This is a genomic window from Gilliamella apis (assembly GCF_030758615.1).
In the GTDB taxonomy this organism is placed as follows: domain Bacteria; phylum Pseudomonadota; class Gammaproteobacteria; order Enterobacterales; family Orbaceae; genus Gilliamella; species Gilliamella apis_A.
On record NZ_CP132381.1, the window covers coordinates 1,432,641 to 1,456,767 of the forward strand.

The 24,127-nt window shown below is 33.5% G+C and carries 27 protein-coding genes, 1 tRNA gene and 1 pseudogene; 22 read left to right on the top strand and 7 right to left on the bottom strand.

Going from position 1 to position 24,127, the window contains the following annotated elements:
- Nucleotides 1-23: 23 nt before the first annotated feature.
- On the bottom strand, nt 24-1,280 hold the full coding sequence (gene frsA / locus RAM17_RS06580; protein WP_181414667.1) for an esterase FrsA: 1,257 nt from the start codon (nt 1,278-1,280) through the stop codon (nt 24-26).
- 29 nt (nt 1,281-1,309) lie between these two features.
- A complete protein-coding gene (gene gpt / locus RAM17_RS06585; protein ID WP_232350129.1) occupies nt 1,310-1,741 on the bottom strand; it encodes a xanthine phosphoribosyltransferase in 432 nt (143 codons plus the stop codon).
- 252 nt (nt 1,742-1,993) lie between these two features.
- Between gpt and RAM17_RS06590 the strand changes: the two genes are divergently transcribed.
- From RAM17_RS06590 to serC, 6 genes and pseudogenes are all read left to right on the top strand, one after another.
- Nucleotides 1,994-3,457 (top strand): aminoacyl-histidine dipeptidase, encoded by a 1,464-nt coding sequence (locus RAM17_RS06590; protein WP_110447952.1) that lies wholly within the window; start codon nt 1,994-1,996, stop codon nt 3,455-3,457.
- 199 nt (nt 3,458-3,656) lie between these two features.
- Nucleotides 3,657-4,667 carry an N-acetyl-gamma-glutamyl-phosphate reductase gene (gene argC, locus RAM17_RS06595; protein WP_110447951.1) on the top strand — a complete coding sequence of 337 codons (1,011 nt, stop codon included), beginning with the start codon at nt 3,657-3,659 and terminating at the stop codon, nt 4,665-4,667.
- 73 nt (nt 4,668-4,740) lie between these two features.
- Nucleotides 4,741-5,520, top strand: a complete 780-nt coding sequence (gene argB, locus RAM17_RS06600) for an acetylglutamate kinase (RefSeq protein ID WP_110447950.1) — start codon at nt 4,741-4,743, stop codon at nt 5,518-5,520.
- A gap of 107 nt (nt 5,521-5,627) precedes the next feature.
- A pseudogene (locus tag RAM17_RS06605) lies at nt 5,628-6,839 on the top strand (argininosuccinate synthase); the annotation flags it as partial.
- A 247-nt stretch (nt 6,840-7,086) separates the two neighbouring features.
- Nucleotides 7,087-8,463, top strand: coding sequence for an argininosuccinate lyase (gene argH / locus RAM17_RS06610; RefSeq protein ID WP_110447948.1), 1,377 nt, complete (start codon nt 7,087-7,089; stop codon nt 8,461-8,463).
- Between the two features lie 157 nt (nt 8,464-8,620).
- A complete protein-coding gene (serC, locus tag RAM17_RS06615) occupies nt 8,621-9,706 on the top strand; it encodes a 3-phosphoserine/phosphohydroxythreonine transaminase (protein WP_110447947.1) in 1,086 nt (361 codons plus the stop codon).
- A gap of 63 nt (nt 9,707-9,769) precedes the next feature.
- On the opposite strand, the gene RAM17_RS06620 is transcribed toward serC, so the two are convergent.
- The gene (locus RAM17_RS06620) at nt 9,770-10,129 is read right to left on the bottom strand and encodes a DUF4156 domain-containing protein (RefSeq protein WP_110447946.1); all 360 of its coding nucleotides are present in this window, start codon (nt 10,127-10,129) and stop codon (nt 9,770-9,772) included.
- A 220-nt stretch (nt 10,130-10,349) separates the two neighbouring features.
- On the opposite strand from RAM17_RS06620, the gene RAM17_RS06625 reads away from it, so the two are divergent.
- Nucleotides 10,350-10,426, top strand: a tRNA-Ile gene (locus RAM17_RS06625).
- Between the two features lie 200 nt (nt 10,427-10,626).
- Here RAM17_RS06625 and RAM17_RS06630 read toward each other — a convergent pair.
- The 4 genes from RAM17_RS06630 to RAM17_RS06645 form a co-directional block, all read right to left on the bottom strand.
- Nucleotides 10,627-10,899, bottom strand: a complete 273-nt coding sequence (locus RAM17_RS06630) for a hypothetical protein (RefSeq protein WP_110447945.1) — start codon at nt 10,897-10,899, stop codon at nt 10,627-10,629.
- 195 nt (nt 10,900-11,094) lie between these two features.
- Nucleotides 11,095-11,298 carry a hypothetical protein gene (locus RAM17_RS06635; protein ID WP_110447944.1) on the bottom strand — a complete coding sequence of 68 codons (204 nt, stop codon included), beginning with the start codon at nt 11,296-11,298 and terminating at the stop codon, nt 11,095-11,097.
- 368 nt (nt 11,299-11,666) lie between these two features.
- The gene (locus RAM17_RS06640; protein ID WP_255518841.1) at nt 11,667-11,801 is read right to left on the bottom strand and encodes a hypothetical protein; all 135 of its coding nucleotides are present in this window, start codon (nt 11,799-11,801) and stop codon (nt 11,667-11,669) included.
- Between the two features lie 274 nt (nt 11,802-12,075).
- The gene (locus RAM17_RS06645; protein ID WP_110447943.1) at nt 12,076-12,720 is read right to left on the bottom strand and encodes a LexA family protein; all 645 of its coding nucleotides are present in this window, start codon (nt 12,718-12,720) and stop codon (nt 12,076-12,078) included.
- Nucleotides 12,721-12,832: 112 nt separating this feature from the next.
- Between RAM17_RS06645 and RAM17_RS06650 the strand changes: the two genes are divergently transcribed.
- The 15 genes from RAM17_RS06650 (at nt 12,833) to RAM17_RS06715 (ending at nt 24,123) form a co-directional block, all read left to right on the top strand.
- Nucleotides 12,833-13,036 (top strand): helix-turn-helix domain-containing protein, encoded by a 204-nt coding sequence (locus RAM17_RS06650; RefSeq protein ID WP_086364626.1) that lies wholly within the window; start codon nt 12,833-12,835, stop codon nt 13,034-13,036.
- A 13-nt stretch (nt 13,037-13,049) separates the two neighbouring features.
- Nucleotides 13,050-13,271: a helix-turn-helix domain-containing protein gene (locus RAM17_RS06655; protein WP_110447942.1), complete on the top strand. Its 222-nt coding sequence runs from the start codon at nt 13,050-13,052 to the stop codon at nt 13,269-13,271.
- The gene (locus RAM17_RS06660; protein WP_110447941.1) at nt 13,268-14,026 is read left to right on the top strand and encodes a hypothetical protein; all 759 of its coding nucleotides are present in this window, start codon (nt 13,268-13,270) and stop codon (nt 14,024-14,026) included. Before RAM17_RS06655 ends, RAM17_RS06660 begins: the two co-directional genes overlap by 4 nt.
- A gap of 2 nt (nt 14,027-14,028) precedes the next feature.
- Nucleotides 14,029-14,676, top strand: coding sequence for a hypothetical protein (locus RAM17_RS06665; protein WP_110447940.1), 648 nt, complete (start codon nt 14,029-14,031; stop codon nt 14,674-14,676).
- A 279-nt stretch (nt 14,677-14,955) separates the two neighbouring features.
- The gene (locus tag RAM17_RS06670) at nt 14,956-15,108 is read left to right on the top strand and encodes a hypothetical protein (RefSeq protein WP_181414666.1); all 153 of its coding nucleotides are present in this window, start codon (nt 14,956-14,958) and stop codon (nt 15,106-15,108) included.
- A gap of 294 nt (nt 15,109-15,402) precedes the next feature.
- The gene (locus RAM17_RS06675) at nt 15,403-15,756 is read left to right on the top strand and encodes an antiterminator Q family protein (RefSeq protein WP_086364630.1); all 354 of its coding nucleotides are present in this window, start codon (nt 15,403-15,405) and stop codon (nt 15,754-15,756) included.
- Nucleotides 15,757-16,457: 701 nt separating this feature from the next.
- Nucleotides 16,458-16,772, top strand: coding sequence for a phage holin family protein (locus RAM17_RS06680; RefSeq protein ID WP_086364658.1), 315 nt, complete (start codon nt 16,458-16,460; stop codon nt 16,770-16,772).
- Nucleotides 16,769-17,209: a D-Ala-D-Ala carboxypeptidase family metallohydrolase gene (locus RAM17_RS06685; RefSeq protein WP_110447938.1), complete on the top strand. Its 441-nt coding sequence runs from the start codon at nt 16,769-16,771 to the stop codon at nt 17,207-17,209. The genes RAM17_RS06680 and RAM17_RS06685 overlap by 4 nt, the downstream gene beginning before the upstream one ends.
- The gene (locus RAM17_RS06690; protein ID WP_110447937.1) at nt 17,209-17,577 is read left to right on the top strand and encodes a hypothetical protein; all 369 of its coding nucleotides are present in this window, start codon (nt 17,209-17,211) and stop codon (nt 17,575-17,577) included. The genes RAM17_RS06685 and RAM17_RS06690 overlap by 1 nt, the downstream gene beginning before the upstream one ends.
- A complete protein-coding gene (lysC, locus tag RAM17_RS12680) occupies nt 17,474-17,704 on the top strand; it encodes an Rz1-like lysis system protein LysC (RefSeq protein WP_444848748.1) in 231 nt (76 codons plus the stop codon). The genes RAM17_RS06690 and lysC overlap by 104 nt, the downstream gene beginning before the upstream one ends.
- A 696-nt stretch (nt 17,705-18,400) precedes the next feature.
- Nucleotides 18,401-18,808 (top strand): phage tail terminator-like protein, encoded by a 408-nt coding sequence (locus RAM17_RS06695; protein WP_086364661.1) that lies wholly within the window; start codon nt 18,401-18,403, stop codon nt 18,806-18,808.
- Between the two features lie 15 nt (nt 18,809-18,823).
- Entirely contained in the window at nt 18,824-19,483 is a 660-nt protein-coding gene (locus tag RAM17_RS06700; RefSeq protein WP_086364662.1) for a phage tail protein, read from the top strand.
- An 11-nt stretch (nt 19,484-19,494) separates the two neighbouring features.
- Nucleotides 19,495-19,806 carry a phage tail assembly chaperone gene (locus RAM17_RS06705; protein ID WP_086364663.1) on the top strand — a complete coding sequence of 104 codons (312 nt, stop codon included), beginning with the start codon at nt 19,495-19,497 and terminating at the stop codon, nt 19,804-19,806.
- A 47-nt stretch (nt 19,807-19,853) separates the two neighbouring features.
- Nucleotides 19,854-20,111, top strand: coding sequence for a DUF1799 domain-containing protein (locus RAM17_RS06710; RefSeq protein WP_086364664.1), 258 nt, complete (start codon nt 19,854-19,856; stop codon nt 20,109-20,111).
- 964 nt (nt 20,112-21,075) lie between these two features.
- Nucleotides 21,076-24,123, top strand: a complete 3,048-nt coding sequence (locus tag RAM17_RS06715) for a phage tail tape measure protein (protein ID WP_110447936.1) — start codon at nt 21,076-21,078, stop codon at nt 24,121-24,123.
- Nucleotides 24,124-24,127: the final 4 nt, after the last annotated feature.

The window sequence follows — 24,127 nt, forward strand, 5'->3', positions numbered from 1 at the left end:
AATACTCTTATTTAAATTAGCTATTACAAAATAGACTCCATCCATTTAACTGATTGAGCAAAGGCGTTTTGTAAACCTTTTTGCAATGGTGTTTTGGGGATTGTGACAATTTTGCTTTGTTTTGCTGATTGAATTAATTTCGCTTCACTCAAATTACTTAATTTATCATCTTCAAAGATAATATTCATAACTGGTATAGGGCAAGAATGGGTTAATAATCCTTGATTCTTAAGAGAAAAATAATTCAATTCGGCTGCTAATTTTTGATTTGATACAGAAGTTAAACCTAAACGACTGGCTAGCATATCTTTATAGCTATTAGGTAGATTTTGTTGTAATGCCTTATCAACAAAGAGTTGGTGTACAAATGGAGTAAAATTAAATAACCCTTTAATTTTATTAGGCATTAAATAAGCAAGCCGTGTTGCAATATGTGAACCAAAGCGGAACCCAGCAACAATCACTCGATTGCTATCTACCCATGGAACCGATGATAGTTGTTCGATCACTGCTTGATGAATTTGGCTACTATTTTGGCTCAATACAAAATTACGACTATATCCAACGGTTGGTAAATCGACAGTTAACATAGCAAAACCTTGTGGAGCAAGATATTCACTAAAGTAACGATAATAATCAATTTGTAAATTACCTAAACCATTGCAGACTAAAACAACAGGACAAACTCCACTATTACTATTGTTTGGTAAATGCAAAATGGATTTAATAACCCGATTTTCAACTTTAAACTCTAACTGCTTGGTTGAATAAGGTGAATATTCAAGTGCCTTCATATACGATTGATAGGCACAGGTTTGAGCATACATCGCTAGCTCATCATTCTTAAAATGAGGATAACTGGCAATACTGGCGTATTCGCTGGCAATGAGATAATCCTGATATAAACTATTTTTCGATTCTTCAGTTAAATTAGATTGAGCAACATTATCAGCTTTAGCTTGCCACATTGCAGCTTGATTTAAAAACTCATATATCCAGTTGCCAGATTGATAACCAATAACTGAATCCAACCATTTATCATTAGTATGGCGCTTAGTTGAAATAGCGATTCTTGATAAAACCGCTTCGATTTCTAACTTAGGAAGACCGCGCCAATACCATAAAAGAGGGTTAATGATTCGATACCATTTTGAATCAATTTCACCATCAAGAGGACTAATACTGCTGCCATTGCTGCTATCAAGACGATTGATTAGCGATGATGTTTCAGGGTAGTCATATTGTGGTTTGAATATCTTTTCAGAAAGGTTTTCCGTCATAACCATAGCAACCTAATTATATTGAATCATTATTTATTATCACAGATTGGTTTAACAAACATGACACCAGTATCCCATGGTTGTTCAATCCATGTATCTTGTGCGATGTCGACAACATAATCATCAACTAATGGTTTACCTGCTGGTTTAGCAAAAATAGTTACAAAGTGCGCCTTAGGATACATTTCACGAATGGTATGTGCAGTGCTACCAGTGTCAACTAAATCGTCAACAACAATAAAGCCTTCGCCATCACCGTTTGCTTGTTTTAAAATTAATTTTTCACGTTGATGATCATGATCATAACTAGAAATACAAACTGTATCGACATAACGAATACTAAGTTCACGAGCTAGAATAGCTGCTGGTACTAAGCCACCACGACTAACAGCGATGATGCCTTTCCATTGATTGGCGGGTAATAATCTCTCAGAAAGCTGACGACCATAAGCTTGTAACATTTCCCAAGTGACATTGAATTTTTTCTTCTCAGCGATAAGCTCTGCTTTATGCTGTTTTTTTGCTTTGATTTCTTCTTCTGTTAAAGTTTGTTCTATTGACATGTGTAACCTGCAATTTTAATCGAATATACGAATTTAATAAATTAATATTAATGGGCTAAAAATAGATGTAAAATTGCACCTTATTATAGAGTGGTTAGATAAAAAAAACCACTTATTAATTCGTTACCCACCTAATATTGAGGATAAAATATGCTATCGACCTTAAATCCAAAATTTGTTTGGCAGATTTTTAATGATATTTGTAAAATTCCCCATCCTTCACATCATGAACAAATGATAACTAAATATATAGTCGATTTTGCAGCCACTCATCATATTGACTGTCAGCTAGATAAAGCCGGTAATGTTTTACTGCGTAAAGCTGCATCTAAAGGTATGGAAGATTGTCCATCAATTGCTTTGCAAGCTCATATGGATATGGTTCCGCAAAAAAATGAAGGTACTCAGCATGATTTTCTTGTTGATCCAATTCAAGCTTATGTTGATGGTGATTGGGTCAAAGCTAAAGGAACCACATTAGGTGCAGATAATGGCGTAGGTTTGGCATCAGCCTTGGCGGTATTAATTGATCCTTCAGTTGAACATGGCCCTCTTGAAGTATTAGTTACTACTTCGGAAGAGACGGGGATGCATGGCGCTTTCGGTCTACAACCTAATTGGTTGAAAAGTCATTATTTGATTAATACTGATTCTGAAGATGAAGGCGAAATATTTACTGGCTGTGCTGGAGGTGTTGATTTTACGACCAGTTTTGCCATCACATATGCGGTAATGCCAGAAACACATGATTGCTATATTCAACTCTCGCTAAAAGGTTTGAAAGGTGGTCATTCTGGTTGTGATATTCATCTTGGCCGCGGTAATGCAATAAAATTACTGGCAAGATTTTTAGCGGAATATGGACAAGATATCTCATATCGATTAGCAGATATAAGAGGTGGTTCTTTACGTAATGCAATACCTCGAGAAGCATTTGCTGAATTAACCTTAAATAAACAAGATTTGCCAAAACTAGAACAGATTATTAACCAATATAAATCTATTTTACAAAATGAGTTTGGACAGGTTGAACCCAATATAGAATTAACCTTAAAAGAGGTTAATAGTGATCATATTAAACGAGTCATCGCCGTTGAACAGCAAAGTAAAATTATCAATTTATTAAATGTTGCGCCAAATGGTGTGGTGAGTATGAGTAGCCAAATTCATGGTGTTGTTGAAACATCTTTAAATCTGGGGATTGTAAGTATTAGCGATAATCAACTGAACGTTAATTTCTTAATTCGTTCTCAAGTTGATAGTGCGAAAGATGCAGTCGTTGCAACATTAATCTCGTTAAGCCAATTAGTGAATGCCAATTACGAAATTAGTGGTGGCTATTCGGGCTGGGAGCCTAATTTAAATTCTAGTCTTTTACAATTAGCTAAAGATAAATATCAAGAGATTTTCTCTAAACAAGCAAAAATTATGGTGATCCATGCCGGATTAGAATGTGGTCTATTTAAACAGTCTTATCCTGATATGGATATGATATCCATTGGCCCGACAATTGTTTCACCTCATTCACCTGATGAAAAAGTTAATATTCAAAGTGTTTATCGTTATTGGGAACTACTCATAGCAATCTTAAAATCTGCCAGCTATTTAAAATAATCATTAACCTTCCTCCTACAGATCTAATGTGTAGGAGGAAGACATTTTCACCCCACTGCTAAAGTTTAAAACGTAGCAGCAATTGTCTTTTTGAAAATAAATTCACAAAAAGTGAATAAAAATTCAATTTTCTCTTGTTTTGTTGGTTTAAATCGCCTACTATACTGCATAAAAATCTGAATGATAGATAAGGAAAGATATGTTAAAAGCAATAATTGTTGGGGCGAGTGGTTATGCAGGTGCAAAATTAGCTTACTATTTAACAAAACATCCAAATATTGAATTAGTCGCTTTAACGGTATCAGAAAATAGCCTTGATGCAGGAAAACTTATTTCTGATAGATTTTTATACCCGCAATTGAAAGGTGTTGTTGATTTACCTTTAATTGCTACGGCTGATTATTCTTCTCTTGTTAAAGATATTGATATTGTATTTTTAGCTACTGAACATTCTGTTAGTCACGATATCGCACCATTTTTTCTTGAAAATGGTTGTACAGTATTTGATTTATCGGGTGCGTTTCGAGTCAATTCTCCCTCGTTTTATACCCAATTTTATGGTTTTGAACATCAACATCAACAGTGGTTAGATAAAGCTGTTTATGGTTTAGCTGAATGGAATTTTGATGCGATAAAAAATGCGCAACTAATCGCTGTACCTGGTTGTTATCCAACCGCATCGCAACTGCCACTAAAACCGTTAATTGAAGAAGATTTACTAGACAAAAGGCAATGGCCTGTCATCAATGCTGTGAGTGGCGTTAGTGGTGCAGGCCGTAAACCTTCCACAAATAATCTATTTTGTGAGGTCAGCTTACATGCTTATGGCATATTTACTCATCGTCATCAACCTGAAATTGCGACACATTTAGGGCAGGAAGTTATTTTTACTCCTCATTTAGGTTGTTTTAAAGATGGTATCCATGCCACTATCACCTGTCAGGTGAAAGAAGGGGTGAGTGAGGAAGATATTCTTACCGCATTAAATAAATATTATGATGATAAGCCATTAGTAAGAGTTTACCAAAAACAATGGCCAGCCCTAAAATCGGTAATTGGCTTACCTTATTGCGATATTGGTTTTGTGCTTAAAGGCCAACATCTGATTTTAATCTCTGTGGAAGACAATTTATTAAAAGGTGCAGCTGCGCAAGCAGTTCAATGTATGAATATTCGATTTGGTTTTGATGAAATAACAGCCTTATTATAAAGATAGATAATAATTTGTTAATTATGACAAGTTTATATCAGTGAACATTTATTAGAGTGAATAGGAAATAAAAATGAAACCATTGATTATTAAGTTTGGCGGCGTATTACTCGATAATAAAGATGCATTAAGTAAATTATTTATTGTTATTAGCGAATACAAAAAAAATTTTAAACGTCCTTTAATTATTGTTCATGGTGGTGGTAGTGTGGTTGATTCATTAATGGATCGGCTCTCCTTACCGGTCGTTCGACGTAATGGTTTACGTGTTACACCGGCAGATCAAATAGATGTGATTGTTGGTAGTCTTGCCGGTAGTGCGAATACCACAATTTTGTCAGAAGCGAAAAAATTACAAATAGCCAGTATTGGACTCTGCTTAGCCGATGGTGATAGCGTTAAAGTTAAGCAAATTTCTGAAGAGTTAGGTTATGTAGGTGAAGCCGAACAAGGCGATCCTGCTTTAATCAATTTACTCCTTACTAATGGTTATTTACCTATTGTTAGTTCAATTGGAATTACCGATGAAGGCAAGATGATGAATGTCAATGCCGATCACGCAGCTGTTGCCTTGGCAAAAACTTTAGATGCAGATTTAATTTTACTATCTGATGTATCTGGTGTTTTAGATGAAAACAAACAATTAATCGAATCGTTAACGCAAGCTGAGGCTGATCATCTAATTGCTCAAGGAACTATTACCGATGGAATGATCGTAAAAGTGAATTCTGCTTTTGAAGCGGCTAGAACATTAGGCCGACCAATAGATATCGCAAGCTGGAAAGAATCAGATAAACTCATTGAATTATTTAATGGAAAATCAGGTATAACGGGTACAAGAATTATTGCTTAAACATAAATCAGTCAGTATATTAAACAAGTATATTTATTGTTAGATATACTTGGCTTAGTGTTTAAAACATTTATTTTTTTCGTCAGTAAATTATGAAAGGGTATAACATGAAAAAAAGTGCAACAAAAAAAGTAGTTTTAGCCTATTCGGGTGGCTTAGATACATCAGCTATTATTCCTTGGTTAAAAGAGAATTATGGCGATTGTGAAGTTTATGCTTTAGTCGCCAACGTTGGACAAGATCCTAAAGAACTAAAAGATGTGGAAAAAAAGGCCAAAGCATCTGGCGCAGTAGCATGTAAAGTTGTTGATTTACGCGAAGAGTTTGTTAAAGACTATGTTTACCCTGTTTTAAAAACTGGCGCATTATATGAAGGAACGTATTATCTTGGTACTTCAATGGCTCGCCCAATCATCGCTAAAGCTCAAGTTGAATATGCATTAGAAGTTGGTGCTGATACCCTTTGTCATGGTGCGACCGGTAAAGGTAATGACCAAGTCCGTTTTGAAACAACTTATACCGCTTTAGCACCACAACTAAAAGTTATTGCACCATGGCGTGAATGGGATTTACGTTCACGTGAAGCGTTAATTGACTATCTAAAAGTGAGAAAAATTCCTACTACAGCAACAGTTGAAAAAATTTACAGCCGTGATGAAAACGCATGGCATATTTCAACCGAAGGTGGAGTGTTAGAAAGCACTTGGAATCAAGCAAATGCTGATTGTTGGGCATGGACTGTATCACCAGAAGATGCACCAGATGAAGCAGAATTTGTCACTATTGGTATTGAAAAAGGCGAAGTTGTTGCCGTTAATGGAAAAAAATTATCACCATATAACTGTGTTGCAACGTTGAATAAAATTGGTTCAAAACATGGTGTAGGTCGAGTAGATATTATTGAAAACCGTTTAGTCGGCATCAAATCGCGTGGTTGTTACGAAACCCCTGGCGGAACTATCATGATGACTGCGTTACGTGGTTTAGAACAACTGATCTTAGATCGTGATAGCTTCAAATGGCGTGAACAACTTGGTTTAGAAATGGCTTATGTTGTTTATGATGGTCGCTGGTTTGCACCATATCGTCGTTCTCTTCAAGCCGCTGCAGAAGTGTTAGCAGAAGATATGACTGGTGAAGTTGTAGTTAAACTTTATAAAGGTAATGCAACCGCAGTACAGAAGAAATCACCAAATAGCTTATATAGCGAAGAGTTTGCAACGTTTGGTGAAGATGAGGTTTACGATCACAGTCATGCCGGTGGCTTTATTCGTCTATTCTCTCTATCTTCACGCATCCGTGCTTTAAATGAAGGTAAGAAAAATCAGCCGACTAAAAAAGCTAAATCGGCAGCGAAAGAAACCACAAAATCAAAAAGTAATACTAAAACTAAAAAGTAATTTTTAAGACTTTTTAGCTAGATATAAAACCTAATATATACAGACTTAGGTCTGTATATATTTTTCGGTAATATCGTTATAGATAAACTTATCATTAAAATTATTAAAAAAACGATTAATTTTTAATCGTTTAAGATTGATTTGAAATAAAACATTTGAGGTGATTATGGCGTTATGGGGTGGGCGTTTTAGCCAAGCAGCAGATCAAAGATTTAAACACTTTAATGATTCTCTGCGCTTTGACTATCGGCTTGCAGAGCAAGATATCATTGGATCAATTGCATGGTCGAAAGCATTGGTCACTGTGAACGTTTTATCTCATGATGAACAACAACAGTTAGAACAAGCGTTAAATGAATTATTGAGTTCGGTACGACAAGATCCGCAGCAGATCTTACAAAGTGACGCTGAAGATATTCATAGTTGGGTAGAACAAAAACTAATAGAAAAAGTCGGTGATTTAGGTAAAAAACTTCATACAGGTCGCAGTCGTAATGATCAGTCAACCACCGATCTAAAATTATGGTGTAAAGATGAAATTGCTCATCTTATCTCTGCTATCAATCAATTACGTAAAACACTGGTGTTAACTGCAGAACAACATCAAGATGCGGTTATGCCTGGTTATACTCACTTACAACGTGCTCAACCAATAACTTTTGCGCATTGGTGTTTAGCGTATTATGAAATGTTAACGCGTGATGAAAGTCGTTTACAAGATACTCTAAAACGCTTGGATGTTAGTCCTTTAGGCTGTGGTGCTTTAGCTGGTACAGCTTATCCTATGGATCGTGATATGTTAGCCAACTGGTTAGGTTTCGCAACTGCAACCAATAATAGCTTGGATACGGTGTCTGATAGGGATCATGTGCTTGAACTACTCAATAATGCATCAATCGGTATGGTTCATTTATCACGTTTTGCTGAAGATTTAATTATTTTTAATAGTGGTGAAGCGGACTTCGTTGAATTATCTGACCGCGTTACTTCAGGATCTTCATTAATGCCGCAGAAAAAAAATCCAGATGCATTAGAATTAATTCGCGGTAAAGCAGGGCGAGTGGTTGGCGCATTAACAGGAGCATTAGTCACATTTAAAGGATTACCTCTGGCATATAATAAAGATCTACAAGAAGATAAAGAGCACTTATTTGATGCACTTGACAGTTGGCAAGCGTGTTTAGATATGGCGGTATTAGTACTTGAAGATATAAAAATCAATTACCAAAATTGTCAAAGTGCTGCTAAACAAGGTTATTCTAATGCGACAGAACTTGCTGATTATCTTGTGGCTAAAGGCATTCCATTTAGACAAGCGCACCATATTGTTGGTGAGGCGGTAGTAGGAGCGATTGCGAAACAAAAAGCATTAGAAGAGCTAACTATAGATGAATTAAAACAATACAGCCAAGTCATTGAGGATGATGTTTATTCTATATTATCTTTAGAATCTTGCTTAGCGAAACGATCTGCAAAAGGTGGTGTATCACCGCAACAAGTAAAATTCGCCATCGAAAACGCTAAACAGCAACTAGCTCTTTAAATTTCATTTTCTTTGCGACAAATGCCGACTATTGTCGGTATTTTTATGCTTCAAAAACCCCGTTCCTCAAAATTTTTTGCTAAAAATCTGATTGTATATTGGTTCATAGAGTGTAAAAATAGATTTTCTATTTTTTGATGGATGAAAGTGAATCGCAATGAGTAAAAGTTATAATTTTAGTGCAGGCCCAGCCAAACTACCGGCGGATGTTTTAAAGCAAGTACAAGCTGAATTATTAAATTGGCAAAACACCGGTGCATCGGTGATGGAACTAAGTCATCGAGGTAAAGAATTTGATGCATGTGCGATTGAAGCAACTAATGACCTTCGTGATCTTTTAAATGTACCAGAAAATTATAAAATCTTATTTTGCCAAGGTGGAGCTAGAGCTCAGTTTGCTGCTGTACCATTAAATATTTTAGCTAATAATACTCACGCTGATTACATCAATAGTGGCTATTGGAGTCAGTGTGCAGCGAAAGAAGCGGCAAAATATTGTAATGTAATTGAGCAAAATGTCGTTATCAAAAATGCAGGAATAACCTCGATCAAACCAATGTCTGAATGGCAATTAAGCGATAACAGTGCTTATGTTCATTATTGTCCCAATGAAACCATTGATGGCGTTGAAATATTTGAACAACCTGACTTTGCCGATAAAATTGTCGTAGCAGATTTATCTTCTTGTATTTTATCACAACCTATCGATGTTAAGCGTTACGGTATTATTTATGCCGGTGCACAGAAAAATATCGGCCCATCAGGAATTACTATTGTCATTGTTCGTGAAGATCTGATTGGTTATGCGCAAAAAGTCTTACCTTCGGTACTTGATTACAAAATATTATTAGATCATGATTCAATGTTTAATACTCCACCAACTTTTGCTTGGTATATGTCAGGTTTAGTCTTCAAATGGATTAAGAGTTTAGGTGGCTTAAGTGCGATGCAACAACGAAATCAAGCAAAAGCACAATTACTTTATCAATTTATTGATCAGTCTGATTTTTACCGCAATACTGTAGCGGTAAACAATCGTTCCATTATGAATGTAACCTTTTTATCGCCAAATGAAGAACTAGATAAAAAGTTTGTTAGTGAGGCTACTCAAGCGAATATTATTGGCATTAAAGGTCACCGAATTGCAGGCGGAATGCGCGCATCAATTTACAATGCAATGGAAATTGAAGGTGTCAAATACCTTATTGAATTTATGCAACAGTTTGAAAAGCAAAATGGCTAATTATTTTGGTAAATTTTACTAAAAAGGGATATCAATATATCCCTTTTTTTATTTGCTGATTAGCTATTTACAGCTGAAAACTTCACCAACCATAACAGCATCTGTTGGGGCAATATCAGAAACATATTGTAAAGATGCATCTTGTGCATTATAAATTACGTTACCACCCATAGCTGCAGCCTTATTCATTAAATCAGTTGCTGCATCACGGATTAATTCACTATGCGTTTTTAAGCCAGAAAAGAAAGTACTGCGACGACCTTCAGCTTTACCAATAAATTGACAGGTCTCTGCTGGTTTAGTATCAATAAATTGAACTTGGCGACCAGCTGAGGTAGCTTGATAATCTGAACTACTACAACCATTTAAAAATAAAGTCATTGACAGCGCAGCACTAATAAAAAGAGTTTTTTTGATAGACATAATATTTCCTCAACCAATAAACGAACATGAGTAATGATAATATAAAACATTGTATCAGGATAATTGATTAAAAAATATCGCTTATTATAAATGATGCTATTATGACAAATGTCAGCTTAATAATTAACCAAATCAACCTATTTAGTTAATTAATTGTAGCAAATTAATTTTAACTCTATTATAATCGCAACCCTACTAAGTTAGTAGCACATCAAAACATGGCCCCTTAGCTCAGTTGGTCAGAGCAGTCGACTCATAATCGATTGGTCACTGGTTCAAGTCCAGTAGGGGCCACCATTTTACAAATTGATATTAAACAATTTATAAAATTATTCCTTTATTTTAAAGACTAATATCCTGCTAAAAATGTAAAAGTTATCACTATTATGATACGCAAGGTAGATCTAGCAACTAATCTATAGTTATATTGATCAGTTCAATTGTCTCAACATCACTTAAATAAGAGGATTTAAGTACTTTTTTAAAGTATATTTTGTTTATATAAAATTTTTATTAAAATCAAATTCAGCTTGCGAATAGCAAATATCAACAATAAATTGATTGTATATCTCTGCATCAATGTTTTTGCTTTCTAATTTTATTTTTAATAACTCTATAATTTGCCAGTCATTATCATTAGCAAAATTTCTGATTAGCTCTTCAGCGCGACTCTCTATCCAATCATCACGGGCATCTTGCTTCTCGAAGTTGTTCATCATTCTGCAATATGCATTTTCATGCCAATTTTCTACCACTCTTTGTAACGACATAAATCACCTCGTTGCTATTTGCAAAATCCAATAAAACAAACCAAACATGCTACTTAATGCAACAATAAAAGTGCAAAATAGGGCAAACTTAATTTCGCTATCTGATAGTTGATAATCATTATGAAACCGATCTTTGGTTTTCACTTTGACAAAATCTTTATTAGTCATTGTGTATGTCTCAGAATTATCATTTAACTACAGTTCAAAACTTTCTTTAATTGCCTGTTCAGCGGGGGTGACTTGCCAATGTCCATAATCCTCGTCAAAATAGCCACGCATTAATAATTCGTTAGCAAGCTCTTCAATGAACTCATTATTATAATATTCTGAATATTTATGATTTTTTATAACTTCAGTTAAAAGCTCTAAATATTCCCGTTTCCATTCTTTATAATTCATTTTTTTAATCCTATAAAAACTATTAAAAGTGAGAAAGACAATGTTAAATGTTCCCTTTCCTGTATCAGAAATTTTTCAAAATCAAGTCTAATAACTAGAAAAGCTTTAATTACTTTAGAGATAGTAATTAGTAATCTATTTTGATTTTTTACAGATTGATTTGTTTCGATGAAATTGATTATACAGTTTTAACTGTTTTAAGTAAACAGTTAAAACTGTTCCAAAACTGTATTCAAACTAATCGGTTATTTTTTGAACTTTAAGTGTTATACATGCTTAATTCTTAAATAAGATATCAAGAAATTTTAGGTATAAAAAAAGCCCCAAATAGGCCTTAAACTTATTTTTATTTTATTACGCAGATTTAACTATGGATAATGTAAATTCATATCCTTCATTATATGCATGAAAGCATCTTTATACCGAACATGATCTTCTTGGCTATACGGAATATTAGCTAAAACATAATAATTTTTTGCTTTAGGTATTCCATTTATTTGCATTGAAATATTCATTAAATATAGTTCAAGTTTTAGATAAAAAAGAAGACATCTCCAATAAAATATAGAATTAAAACTACATTAATTCACTTTTAATTCAAAGATATGTTTAGAATACTATTGTGAAAATTAAATGGTTACGTAAAAAATCACCGAGAAATTTAGTTAATAAATTATATTAGTTTTGTTTTTATGATTAGCTTTGGTGTATCAATTACTGTTGAGCTAATAATTTTCTAAGTTATTCTATTTTTAATTTCAGATAAATGCCTTTTTATTATCTTTTACGTCTAAATATTCTATGCTCCACCATGGTACCAATTATTCTTATCTGTTGTTTTAAAGTGCTCATAGTTGTGTAGTCTGGATTGAGTGGTATGAGTTCAAACTGCATTCTTTCATGCTCGTCATATCCTAATTCACGATACTTTTTAAAAGTTGCCTCTTCATCTCCATTTACAGCTACTACAAATTCACCTGGAAATGGTTTTATAGCTGGATCGATAATAACAACATCACCTTCTTTAAATTCTGGCTCCATTGAATCGCCTTTTATTTTTAGTGCAAATGCTTTATTTGATAATTCTAATGATGTCATAATATACTCAAACCCTGTTGAATCCCTAAGCTCACACGACTCAGTCCATACTCCAGCTTGTACATAGCTTATTAATGGGACTTGATGGGCGTGAACTTCTATTTTTTCTACGTTTATTACATCTTTATCTTTTCCACTTAATAACCATGCCATATCGCATTTTAAAGCGATAGATATTTCATATAAATGGCGAGGTTTTTTTACATTACCACTTTCTATTGCTTGATAAGATTGCTGTTTAATTCCTATTTGCGCAGCAACTTGTTCTTGGGTTAATCCCAATTCTTCGCGTCTAGCCCTAATTCTTTGACCGAGATTATTCATTTTAAAAGTCTCCCTTTATGATTAATAAAATAATACAGATAAATCTGTAATTGACAAACAGAATAAACTGTTATTTAATACAGTTATAACTGTATTTTATGTTGAGGTTTAAATGACAATCGGAGAAAGAGTTAAGAAGAAAAGAATCGAACTTAATATTAGCCAAGCGTCATTGGCTGAATTAGTTGGAATGAAACAACAATCAATAAGTGATTTAGAGGCTGGTAATATTGAAAAACCAAGAAATATTGTCGAGATAGCAAATGCTTTGAATTGTTCTGTTGAATGGTTGTATTACGGCACGTCAAATATTTAAGGTAATGATAAAGATGCTAAACAATAAAAAAACACTAAGCCAATGCGAAAAAATATTGATCCATTTACAAACTGGAAAATCAATTAGTCCAGTCCAAGCATTAAATTTATATGGTTGTTTTAGATTAAGTGCTCGTATTTATGATCTAAAGAAACCTGGATTTGACATTGATAGTCGTTTAGTTCATGAGAATGGTGTTCAGTACGCTGAGTATTCGATTAGAGGTGTAAATTGAAAGCAACCGATTATCTTCTAACAATGGGTAACCCCATTGCCTACTATCCAAAGTTGGCTAAACCTTTGGGTGGGATTAGTTCAGCCATTCTTTTTTCACAACTATTTTATTGGCAGGACAAAGCGACTTCTGATTTAGGTGTATATAAGACGCGTGATGAATTAGAAGATGAAACAGGTCTAAGCCATAACGAACAAAGAACGGCAATTAAAAAGTTATGTGAAAGAGGTGTTTTAATTGTTACTGAAAAGCGCCTACAACATAAAACTTATTACAAAATTAATAATGAAAAAGTGAATAAAGTTTTAAGGAATTTCGCCAAATTTATGATTGAGTTACCACGAGATATAAACAGTACTTATCTCGAACTCGACATTGTAGATGCCGAGATGGCTACAAAATCAAGTTCGTTAGATCAAGAGATTACGACAAAGACTACTACAAAGATTACTACAGATATTATTGTGGCTAAGTCGCAAAAGCAAAAACGAGCATGTCAAATTCCTGATGATTTTGAACCAACAACTAATCATCAAGATATAGCAGTTAACGAAAATATCAATTTAGATAACGAATTTATAAAATTTAAAGACTATTGCTTGGCTAACGGGAAAAAATACATTGATTGGAACGCTGCATTTAATAACTGGTTACGTAATGCTGGTAAATATCAACGTGCTAGTCCAAACAACAAAGCTAATTTTATGACACTTGCCGAACGTAACCGGGCGGTTCTAGAGAGTATGAGGGGGTAATCATGGCAAAAATTACAGATGAGTTTTTAGCTGTTATTGGTGGATTGCTTGAGCTTTATGGACAACAAGCAAGCACTACCAAAGTTAATATTTACTGGTCAACAGTAGGGCAATATCCGATTGAATCATTGCGTAAAGCCGCTAATGTTTGGGTTCGTAAAAGTGAATTTATGCCAAAACCGGCTGATTTGATTAAATTAATGGGTGGAGCTGGTAATCATTTATCTCCAGATGAAGCCTGGTCAATAGCGATACTTGCAAGCGATGAAACTAACACTGTTGTATGGACAAACGAAATAGCCAAAGCATGGTCTCAGGCGGAAATTGTTTATTGTAATGGTGACAAAATCGGTGCTAGACGAACATTTATTGAGGCTTACGAGCGATTAGTAAATGAATCAATGATGTATTGCCGTCCTATAGAGTTCTTTGTATCTCTTGGTAATGATAAATCAAGGCGAGTTGACGCTATTAATCACGCTGTATTTACCGGTTTATTAACTAAAGAAAGGGCTAATTATTATCTGCCGAAACCAGAAAATACTATTTCCATGATCGAGTATAAATACGAACAAAGCGTATCTGATAAGAGCATGTCACACATCGCCAACATTAAACAAATGTTAAAAACAGGTTATGTCAGTATTTAATCAAGATTCACAGATGGCAAGACAAATGTTAATCAAATTATTAATTATTGTGAATAGTATTATTGGCCGATCAAAAGTAGGTGTTAGCTGTTTGCTTATATCGACATTGTTATTTATTAAAGATAAATCAAGGAATAAAAAAATTATCTCAAAACTGATTTGATCAGCTCAACCATTCAGAGAGAAAAGAGTATTAAGTTTGTTAATGATGGAGCGGTGATCATTAGTTTTTAACAAAAAAATAGTAAATGAATTATCAAGAGAAGAGGAAAAATAAAAATGAAACAATTGGAAAAAATAGATCATCTTATAGCTGAAATTGAGAATCAATTAGCACAATTATATGAACAACGTAGAGAAAAAATAAACAGATTTGATTTAAATAAGGTGAAAGATGCCGACAAGAAACAAATTAATTCCGACAGGATTTAGATGCCCAGAGTGTAAAGGGGATTGTTTTTATAACATGGATATAAATTTATTTGTTTGTGCAAGGAAGTTAACAACAGTAAATGGTGATATGGATGCTTCTTGCGGTAAATTTTACCTGAACAGAGAAAAATATAAATCATGAGCAAACTAATTAAATTAATAAAAAAACACGTTAAGTTAATTATGTAACTGAATTTATGAGGTTAACAAATACTAAAAATATTATGAGAGCTAGTTATATTTTAATTAAAAACAGTAGTATTGACATTTATATAAGAGAATCAGAGGTGCGCAGTGAGAGAAACTAAAGATATTTTAATTGCATGGAAAAATACACGTATTTTAAAGCGAATAGGTACTGAATATCCGTCAAAATCATCAGGTTTTGCTGGTGCGTCCAACGATTTCGATTATCGTCAGTATTTAACCGAAGAAGAAGTAGAAGTTGTTGATAATGCGGTTTTAACACTTAGAGCTGATAATATAGAATATTGGGCAATATTGACGTCTTTTTACCTTCGCGGAATATCATGCAGCAAACAAGCAAAACTTTTAGGTAAGCAAACAACTGAAATTACAAAAATATTACTTGCTGCAGAATGTTTTATACGTGGTCATATTATCCAATTATTTTCAAAAACAGCATAATGTTTAACGTAGAGAAAAATATTTTAATTTTTAAACATCTAAGACTTGACTATTTAAACGTTTAAATGCATAATATGTAAATAATGCAGTTTAATGTGCATTAAACAAAAAGCCCAAATTAATATTTGGGCTTTTTTTATACTATATTATTCAACTTTTATATTGATTGACAGGTAATTGTTCTCAAAGAGTTATTCTATATATTAGTTAAATTACATCAAAATGTCTGTTTTTTCCCACCTGAATATCTAATTAATGATATTAAATTGTTATGAGTTTATTGCTTGAAAAGTTCGTAATAAAGCTTTTGAGTAAACTATATACAAACACATGCAGTATTCATAAATAATGCAAATATGAAAAATACCGAAATCGCTAGTAGAATACATTCCGCGTATTGAAAAGCGAGATAATCTAGACCAAAAATTTGAATGCTTGCGAAACGCTGGGAAAAGAAACCTTTTAAAAGATAAAATTAATTTATATTTTAATTCTTTAAAATGTAATTTATTACTTTGTAAACTATCTGAAAAGATAATTTTTTGATGAACCTTTTCAATAAATCAGCCGTTTAATTGCTTTTTTATCAAATCCTCAATTCTGCGGTTTCACAGTATCGACAACAAAGTTAATCACAATTACAACAAAAGATTACTTTTATGCTGTCATTTCAATTAATTGCCTCAAAATGGAGGCTTTCTATGAAGATTAAACATATGCAAAACAGTGATCCTACGAATTGGCTATATTGGCTAATGACATTAGGTATGGCTGCTCTAGGCTCTATTGCGAAAACTGCATTTGATATCATTAACGGTAAAGCAGTAGGGATAAAGATAGCTATATGCCAATTAATTGTTTCTATGTTTGCCGGCGCACTGACTATTTTATTATCAATAGCACTACAGTTTAGTGCTGAATTCACAGGATGTATGGCAGGGTCTGCGGGGTGGTTGGGTGCAGAGATGATCAAAGTCATTGCCGAACGAATGAAAAGGAGTGCTGGAGAACAATGAAACTAACAGAACATTTTACACTTGAAGAATTTACCCATTCAAACATTGCAAGCAGATTAAGAATAGATAATCGAGTGCCAGATGAGTTAATGGCAAATATTCAACTGACAGCTAACAAATTAGAGTTAGTTAGAAAAGTGTTAGGTTTTCCAATAATGATTACTTCTGGTTATCGTTGCCCGTTATTAAATGCCCGGGTGGGTGGCGTATCAACTAGCGCTCATACCAAAGGCTTGGCTGTTGATTTCCATTGTGCTTATGGCACACCTAAAGAAATTTGCCAGCGTTTAATTGATACCGGTGTTCAGTTTGATAAGTTAATCCAGGAACATAACCAATGGGTGCATATCGGTTTTAGCCCAAACTATAATCGACAAATTGTTTTAACAGCAATCAAAAATAGCGGTAAAACGGTTTACGTGAATGGGATAGTCTAATGGATAAATTAAAACAAATTTATAAGCTATCCCCGATAGCATTATTGATTATCGTCATATTTAGCATTTATTTTGCTTATCAATGTTTTGAAGATGAACAAACTGCAAAACAGCAAATGACTGAATTATCATCTCAGATGCAACAATTGCAACAAAAAATTATTAAAAATAATCAGATTATTACTGACAACGAGTTATCAAAACATGAACTAGAAAATCAATCTATTTCACGTCAGGAGCAAATCAATGAACAACTCAAAGATAATGATTGTGCTAATCGGCTTATTCCTATGCCTATCTCTGGCAGCATGTACAACAGAGCGAAAAGTTTACGTGAGTCAGCCAATCCCAGCAAATCTGCTCAGTGATTGCTTGCCCAAACTACCGCCTGAAAAAATGACATTCGGTGACAGTGTGAAATATAACGAACATCTCTTGAATGTTATTGAAAGATGCAATCAAGATAAAAGCTCTATTAGATTAATAAATAAATAGTAATTTTCGATTATCTAGTAATCTAAAATTTAAAGGTTTTTATATAAAATTTACATAACCGCTTAATTGCGGTTTTTTTGTGCTTAAAATTAAAAAAATTTAACTTAAATCGCTACAAGAACACACTGTAATCAATTTTACAATTTAGGTCATTCATAATGACGATCCTGATTTAGGAATATTTAGAAATAAGTGTTAAAGGGTTATATAAAATAGATTCTATTAACACTTTTCCAGCTTATTTGAATTCAAGTTCATTAATAGAACTAGTCTAATAAACATCAATATTTTGAATATTATCGATAATTTATGCTGTAAATAAAACAGGTTTCAGATCTTATACAACCATTAAAACAACATTAAGGGGGCCATATGTGAATACTTTTCTATAGCATTGCAGAGAGAAACTTAATGATGACTTTTTACGATCGTTTATTTAATACGGTTTCAAAACTGCTTACCAATTATGGAGTGAAATATCATGTAAAAAGTGTAATTCGATCACCATTTCGATGTTAGACGTTATCCTTTTTCTTTACCAAATAATCGATTTGCCATGAATTACTAATATCAACTGCAACTAGATAAAGATTGACAATACCTCAATTCAAATAGCCGATATGAAAAAGGCATGACGAGGGTTGCAACTCTAAATGCTCAAGTTAATTTTTATAAAGCCACAATGGAGATTAAAACATGATATCAAAAATAGCCCACTTACTCGAAGAACATCTGCAAACCTTTGCTACTCAAGAAAATTTGCAAGTTGTTTACGAGAACATTGAAGTTAAACCTGAAAATGAAATCTACCTTATCTGCAATATTTTGCCTAGCATCACAACTAATTTTGATTTAGAAGGCAAATTAAGAACTTATAAAGGTGTTTTTCAGGTTAGCGTTGTTACGCCGATCAATACCGGTATAGAAAGTGTTCATACAATTGTTGATGCGATTATCGAACACTTTCCTTTAGATCTTGAATTAAAACAAGATCACTTTTCACTTTACATCAATTCAATACCAAGTGCTTATCCAGCAGTTAAGGAAAAAAGCACTTATACAATACCAATTAGCATGAATTACCGTGCTGACATATTAATTTAATTAGGAGAAATAATTATGGGATTTGCATTACCTAACGGTTCAAGTGTTTACGTACAAAAATCAAAAGACACAGAATTAGCGTTTGAGATTATCTCAAACGCTAAAGACGCTGTTGTTACATTAAAAACTGATCATGGTCTTGTGGCTGGTGATGAAGTTATTATCACCTCAGGATGGTCAAAAATTAACAACGCAGTTGCGAAAGTGATTAAAGTTAACAATATGGATGTTACACTTGGTAATATTAATACAAATGATACAAAATCATTTCCAGAGGGAGAAGGTAAGGGTACTTTAACCAAAATTACTGCATGGGAGCGATTACCGCAAGTCAAAGAAGTTGCAACTGAAGGCGGTGAACAACAATTTACTCAAATTCAGTTTTTAGATGACGATGCAGAACGACAATTACCGACCATCAAATCAGCTAAAAGCAAAAGTTTTACCATTGCTCATGACAGTTCTCTGCCTATTTATGCATTATTAGAGGAATTAGATCGTACTAATGATGTTGTCGCTATGAAAATGTATGTGCCTAAAGCAAAAGAAACACGTTATGACGCTGTACGTATTTCATTTGATCCTACACCAACCTCTACAATTAATGAGATTGAAACGGTAAAAATCAGTATGACCGTTGAATCACCAGCAATCACTTTTTACAAAAATAAATAAGGATAATATTAATGGCCAAATTTAAATTGGTAGCTGAACCAACCTTTAAATGTGAAGTTTTAATTCCGCGTGCAGGATTGGAAGATGGCAAAATTGAATTTACATTCAAACACCATGTTCTTAAAGAACTAACCGATATTGAAAAAGAACTTGAAGGCAAGCCAGTAATTGATTTTCTGTTGAAAATAGCTTGTGGTTGGAGTTTAGAAGAAGAGTTTAATGAGGAAAATTTGGATATACTTCTTCAAAATTATCCAGCATCAGGGGCAGCAATTATTAAAACTTATTCTAGCGAATTTTTTGGCGTTAGAGAAAAAAACTAATAGCGCTCGTTACTGCACTATATACCCCTGAGCCGTCAAAACACGAGTTGGCGGCTTTTGGGCTAACTGAATCGGATTACGATGAAGAATATGTAGAAATATGGCAAGATAATTTGGATGCTTTCAAGTTATTTAAAGCCATGTCTACTCAGTGGCGAACGAGCATGAGTGGAATATTAGGTCTTGATTACAACTGTATGCCATGGGTTATGAAGATTAATAATATTGCAGAAAGCGAAACTATTTTTAATGATATTCAAATAATGGAAAGCGAGGCGTTAAAAATAATGCACAAATCGAAATAAAAAATAATCTATAAAAATAGTACAAGGTGCATTACGCACCTAAACTATTGAAAATAAACAAACATATTGAAGTTTTCATTCAAATCAAGTAATAAATGTTTAGTGATTATTATGTTTAATTTTTCAGAATTTGCTGATTCAAATAGTAAAAATTCAATTATAGTATTAATTAATTTTATGCCAATTTCAGCTTGTTTCTATTTAATACTAGACTATATAAATTCATTCAATCAACTATTTAAGTATCATGAATATAGATTTGAAATTTAGATACTATAAATATTTTGGTTAATATAGTTATTATTTAAATCATTATTAATGCATACGCAATGTTGAAAAACGTTTCTCAAAATTTTTGTTCAATTTATTGACAATCATCTAGATTAAAATTTGAAACAAACTAGCTAAATTATTTTCTATGTAAAACTCTAATTTATATTTTTATATTTAAATTAAATTTATTGAATTATTAGATAAGGAGCAGAAAAAGAAAAATTATTATCTGCAAAAAGTACTTTAATGATTGGAATCGAAGTGGTGTTTTTAATATAAACATAGGTAAAAAGAATTAATGAATAAAAATTCTATTTTTATTATTGAATGAACTACATTAAAGAGCTAGATGATAAATAAGCTCCTAGAGTGAAGATATTTGATTTTCGAAAGCCTTATATCAAAAAACATGTTCATTTGAAAAATCACACAACATACTCTAAACAAAGAATAAGCGCATTTTGATAGTTTGTATTTTAGTATTAATACCTTTTACTCATAAAATCTTAACATTTATCAGATAAATCTCTGCTGATTAATAAAAATAAAGGTCATAACGGATGAATTTAAATGATAATACTAAAATATCAACGATTGGTTTGCCAATAAATCAAAGAATAACTTAAAGCTAAAATAATGAACAAATCATAATAACCCACTGTTAGTGGGTTTTTTATTATCTGGAGAAAAAATGGCAGAAGAAATTAAATCATTAACACTAAAAATTAATACTCAAAGTGTTGAAGAAGCGAATAGAAAATTAGATGAATTCAGCAAAAAAGCGAGAAATGCAGCCGCAGCGACAGATGATCTAACAGCGGCAAAAAAACGAGCATCAACTGTTACAGCTGAAGAACTGAGGGACTTTGAACGGGTTTATCAAAATGCGATTAAAAGTGCCAAAGCAACCCGACAAGCAGCAGATGAAGCGAGAAAACTTGCACTTTCCCGAAAACAACTAGCTGATTCCGGAGACAAACTCTATACAAGCTTTAGACTGCAAATTGACAGTTTAAAAAATTCAAGTGCATCCTCAAAAGAGTTGAAAAAAATCACTGCACAATTAGGAGCATCATATAAGTCGGGAAATCTTGATATTAACAACTATAAACAATTATTGGTTGATGTAGCGCTTAAACATAAAGAAGTAGCAAGTGCCGAACAAAATGCTAGTAATGTTAAAATTAGTTATTCCAACCAACTAAAAGCCCAAGCAGCAGCTCAGGATTTGTCTAAAGAACAAATGCTAAAATATCAATCAGCACAATTAGGGGCGGGATATTCAGCAGACGTATATTTTAAAAAAGTAACTAGAGCATCAACAGCAACTAAATCTTTCGAAGATGCAACAAGAACTGCTACCACACAAACAGCTTCAATGTATCTACAAATAATGAAAGGTGATTTTTCAGGATTTCAGACATCTTTAATGTCTATGGTTATGCAAAATGGAGTAGGAAATACATTTAGCACACTATTAACCTCATTAAATCCTCTCAATATTGGTATTTCTGCTGTGATTGGTCTGTTTGGTAATATGATACCAAAATTATTTGAAACGGAAAGCGCGACAGAGCAATTAGCGGCAGCTCAAGAGCACTTGAATACTGTTATGTCACAAGATAAGCAGACCGGAGAATTTTTTCTGTCTGACGAAATGATGAAATTGTTGAAAAACAATCGTGAACTCGCTAAAGCAGAACTCAAGTCAAGTGAAAAAGACCTAAAAACACTAGTATCAAGTGCGAAAAAAGAGTTGCAGGATGGATTAAAGGGAATTGAGCAAGCAGGCTTTGAAAGCGCAATGAAACTAGGCTCGCTTAAAGGAAAAACTGGATTAAATGAGGTACTGACAGCGATTCAGGAAATTAAAGCGAGCGGCAAAGATTTAAATTCTATGCTTGATTCAACAGACGCGCTTACTAAAAGAAGCATGACTGACATAAAAGCAAAAATAAATAACTATGCGATTTACTTTGGTACAACAAAAGAGCAAGCTCAAAGTATTCTTGAGCTGATGGCTGATATACAATCTGAAACAGATTCAATAAAAGCGGCAGAAAAAATCAATAGACTTATTAACGAATTAAGCACGTTGTACAATAATACAAATAACCCTTCAGACGGTCTAGATACACTTATCCGTAAACTGAAAGAAATAGCAAATAAAGCAAATGGAGCTGCAGGCGAGATTAAGCGCTTAAGTGAATCAAAAGATTTAGAGGAAAAAATCGACCCCAAAAAGAGCCCGTTTTATAAATACTCTCAAATGACAATGACACCTCGACAAAGAGCGGACATGGAAATTGCTGAGATGAAAGAGGCAGCAATAGAAAATAATAAAATGTATGACGAGAATAGCCCGTATTATGCCTCAAAACAGAAAATTAATGATACCGCAAATGCAATATATGCTCGACACCTCAAAGAAGGTAGATCATCATCTACATCCAATATTCTTCAAACTTCGCAACAACAAGAAATAAGCTTGATAAATCAACTTAATACTTTACGAGAACAATCTTCAACGCTCAACACAATGACATCTGAGCGTCAAAAATACTTTGAACTACAAGCTCAAATCGAAACTTTAGAAAACCAAAGTGATAAAAGTAAACTTACCGCACAAGAGAAGTATATTTTAGGGCATAAAGAAGCATTGTTAGCTCAACAAGAAAAAAATGCTGCTCTTAGCGAAGAGATTGAACAATATCAAGCGTCTATCAAGGCTCTGCAACAGATACGCGAATATACGGCAAATATAGTTTCTCAATCGGAAATAAAACAAGCTACTTTCGGGATGACTTCAAAACAGTCAAACAGAGCAAATGAACTTATCCAATTAGATAAAAAAGAAGAAGGTGATCTAGAAAAAATCAAAGATCCAACCGAAGTAGCAAAAATTACAGAAGAATATACTAAAGCTAAGCAGGCACTTGAACAAAGTTGGCAATTGGAAGATCAGCATGAAGGTGATTGGTTTGCTGGCTTAAAATTAGGTATAAATGAATTTGCTGAGAATGGTTTAAATGTATTTAATGGATTTCGTGACATCGCCAGCAATGCTATGGGATCGGTTAGTCGTTCATTAACTGAATTAGTGACTACTGGTAAAACGGACTTTAAATCATTAACTAAATCAATTTTAACAAATATTATTGAAATTATTAATAAATTATTATTAGCTAAAGCAATTCAATCTGCGATGGGGTGGCTGGGTGGTGGTGCCGGAGGCGGTGCAGGTGCTGCTACTGGTGGGCTACAACAAGCCTATAGCGGTGGGCTAATTCATGGTTACGCTAAAGGTGGTGGTGTTGGTTATAACAATGAACCTGGTGGTTATACTGGCAATGGTAATAAATATACCCCTGCAGGTATTGTGCATAAAGGTGAATTTGTGTTCACTAAAGAATCGACTAAACGCATTGGTGTAGCAAATTTATATGCACTAATGAGAGAAGCACAGCACGGATATGCTGATGGTGGATACGTTAATGTTGGTCACGCTTTGCCAGTTGCTTTTGTTGGTAAATCAAGTAGTCCATCAAATTCAGTTAATGTAAATACAAGCGTTGCAATTAATATGCAGTCCAATAATTCTTCACAACCGCAAGCTGGCAATATTAATCAGAATGCACTTGAAGCTCAGATTAAGCCAATTATTCAAAAAAATATAGGCGAAGCTTTACAAAGATCCACATCACCTGGCGGTGATTTGTACATTTTGTTAAATAGGTGATAAA

What these genes read in the sequence shown, in the direction of transcription:
- argB (WP_110447950.1), top strand. Translation starts at nt 4,741, where the DNA reads ATGAAACCATTGATTATTAAGTTTGGCGGCGTATTACTCGATAATAAA.
- RAM17_RS06705 (WP_086364663.1), top strand. Translation starts at nt 19,495, where the DNA reads ATGGCCAAATTTAAATTGGTAGCTGAACCAACCTTTAAATGTGAAGTT.
- RAM17_RS06670 (WP_181414666.1), top strand. Translation starts at nt 14,956, where the DNA reads ATGAAACAATTGGAAAAAATAGATCATCTTATAGCTGAAATTGAGAAT.
- frsA (WP_181414667.1), bottom strand. Translation starts at nt 1,280, where the DNA reads ATGACGGAAAACCTTTCTGAAAAGATATTCAAACCACAATATGACTAC.
- argC (WP_110447951.1), top strand. Translation starts at nt 3,657, where the DNA reads ATGTTAAAAGCAATAATTGTTGGGGCGAGTGGTTATGCAGGTGCAAAA.
- gpt (WP_232350129.1), bottom strand. Translation starts at nt 1,741, where the DNA reads ATGTTACAAGCTTATGGTCGTCAGCTTTCTGAGAGATTATTACCCGCC.
- RAM17_RS06620 (WP_110447946.1), bottom strand. Translation starts at nt 10,129, where the DNA reads ATGTCTATCAAAAAAACTCTTTTTATTAGTGCTGCGCTGTCAATGACT.
- RAM17_RS06645 (WP_110447943.1), bottom strand. Translation starts at nt 12,720, where the DNA reads ATGAATAATCTCGGTCAAAGAATTAGGGCTAGACGCGAAGAATTGGGA.
- RAM17_RS06635 (WP_110447944.1), bottom strand. Translation starts at nt 11,298, where the DNA reads ATGAATTATAAAGAATGGAAACGGGAATATTTAGAGCTTTTAACTGAA.
- RAM17_RS06590 (WP_110447952.1), top strand. Translation starts at nt 1,994, where the DNA reads ATGCTATCGACCTTAAATCCAAAATTTGTTTGGCAGATTTTTAATGAT.
- RAM17_RS06650 (WP_086364626.1), top strand. Translation starts at nt 12,833, where the DNA reads ATGACAATCGGAGAAAGAGTTAAGAAGAAAAGAATCGAACTTAATATT.
- lysC (WP_444848748.1), top strand. Translation starts at nt 17,474, where the DNA reads ATGATTGTGCTAATCGGCTTATTCCTATGCCTATCTCTGGCAGCATGT.
- RAM17_RS06640 (WP_255518841.1), bottom strand. Translation starts at nt 11,801, where the DNA reads ATGCAAATAAATGGAATACCTAAAGCAAAAAATTATTATGTTTTAGCT.
- argH (WP_110447948.1), top strand. Translation starts at nt 7,087, where the DNA reads ATGGCGTTATGGGGTGGGCGTTTTAGCCAAGCAGCAGATCAAAGATTT.
- RAM17_RS06680 (WP_086364658.1), top strand. Translation starts at nt 16,458, where the DNA reads ATGAAGATTAAACATATGCAAAACAGTGATCCTACGAATTGGCTATAT.
- RAM17_RS06715 (WP_110447936.1), top strand. Translation starts at nt 21,076, where the DNA reads ATGGCAGAAGAAATTAAATCATTAACACTAAAAATTAATACTCAAAGT.
- RAM17_RS06695 (WP_086364661.1), top strand. Translation starts at nt 18,401, where the DNA reads ATGATATCAAAAATAGCCCACTTACTCGAAGAACATCTGCAAACCTTT.
- RAM17_RS06655 (WP_110447942.1), top strand. Translation starts at nt 13,050, where the DNA reads ATGCTAAACAATAAAAAAACACTAAGCCAATGCGAAAAAATATTGATC.
- serC (WP_110447947.1), top strand. Translation starts at nt 8,621, where the DNA reads ATGAGTAAAAGTTATAATTTTAGTGCAGGCCCAGCCAAACTACCGGCG.
- RAM17_RS06700 (WP_086364662.1), top strand. Translation starts at nt 18,824, where the DNA reads ATGGGATTTGCATTACCTAACGGTTCAAGTGTTTACGTACAAAAATCA.
- RAM17_RS06665 (WP_110447940.1), top strand. Translation starts at nt 14,029, where the DNA reads ATGGCAAAAATTACAGATGAGTTTTTAGCTGTTATTGGTGGATTGCTT.
- RAM17_RS06685 (WP_110447938.1), top strand. Translation starts at nt 16,769, where the DNA reads ATGAAACTAACAGAACATTTTACACTTGAAGAATTTACCCATTCAAAC.
- RAM17_RS06630 (WP_110447945.1), bottom strand. Translation starts at nt 10,899, where the DNA reads ATGTCGTTACAAAGAGTGGTAGAAAATTGGCATGAAAATGCATATTGC.
- RAM17_RS06690 (WP_110447937.1), top strand. Translation starts at nt 17,209, where the DNA reads ATGGATAAATTAAAACAAATTTATAAGCTATCCCCGATAGCATTATTG.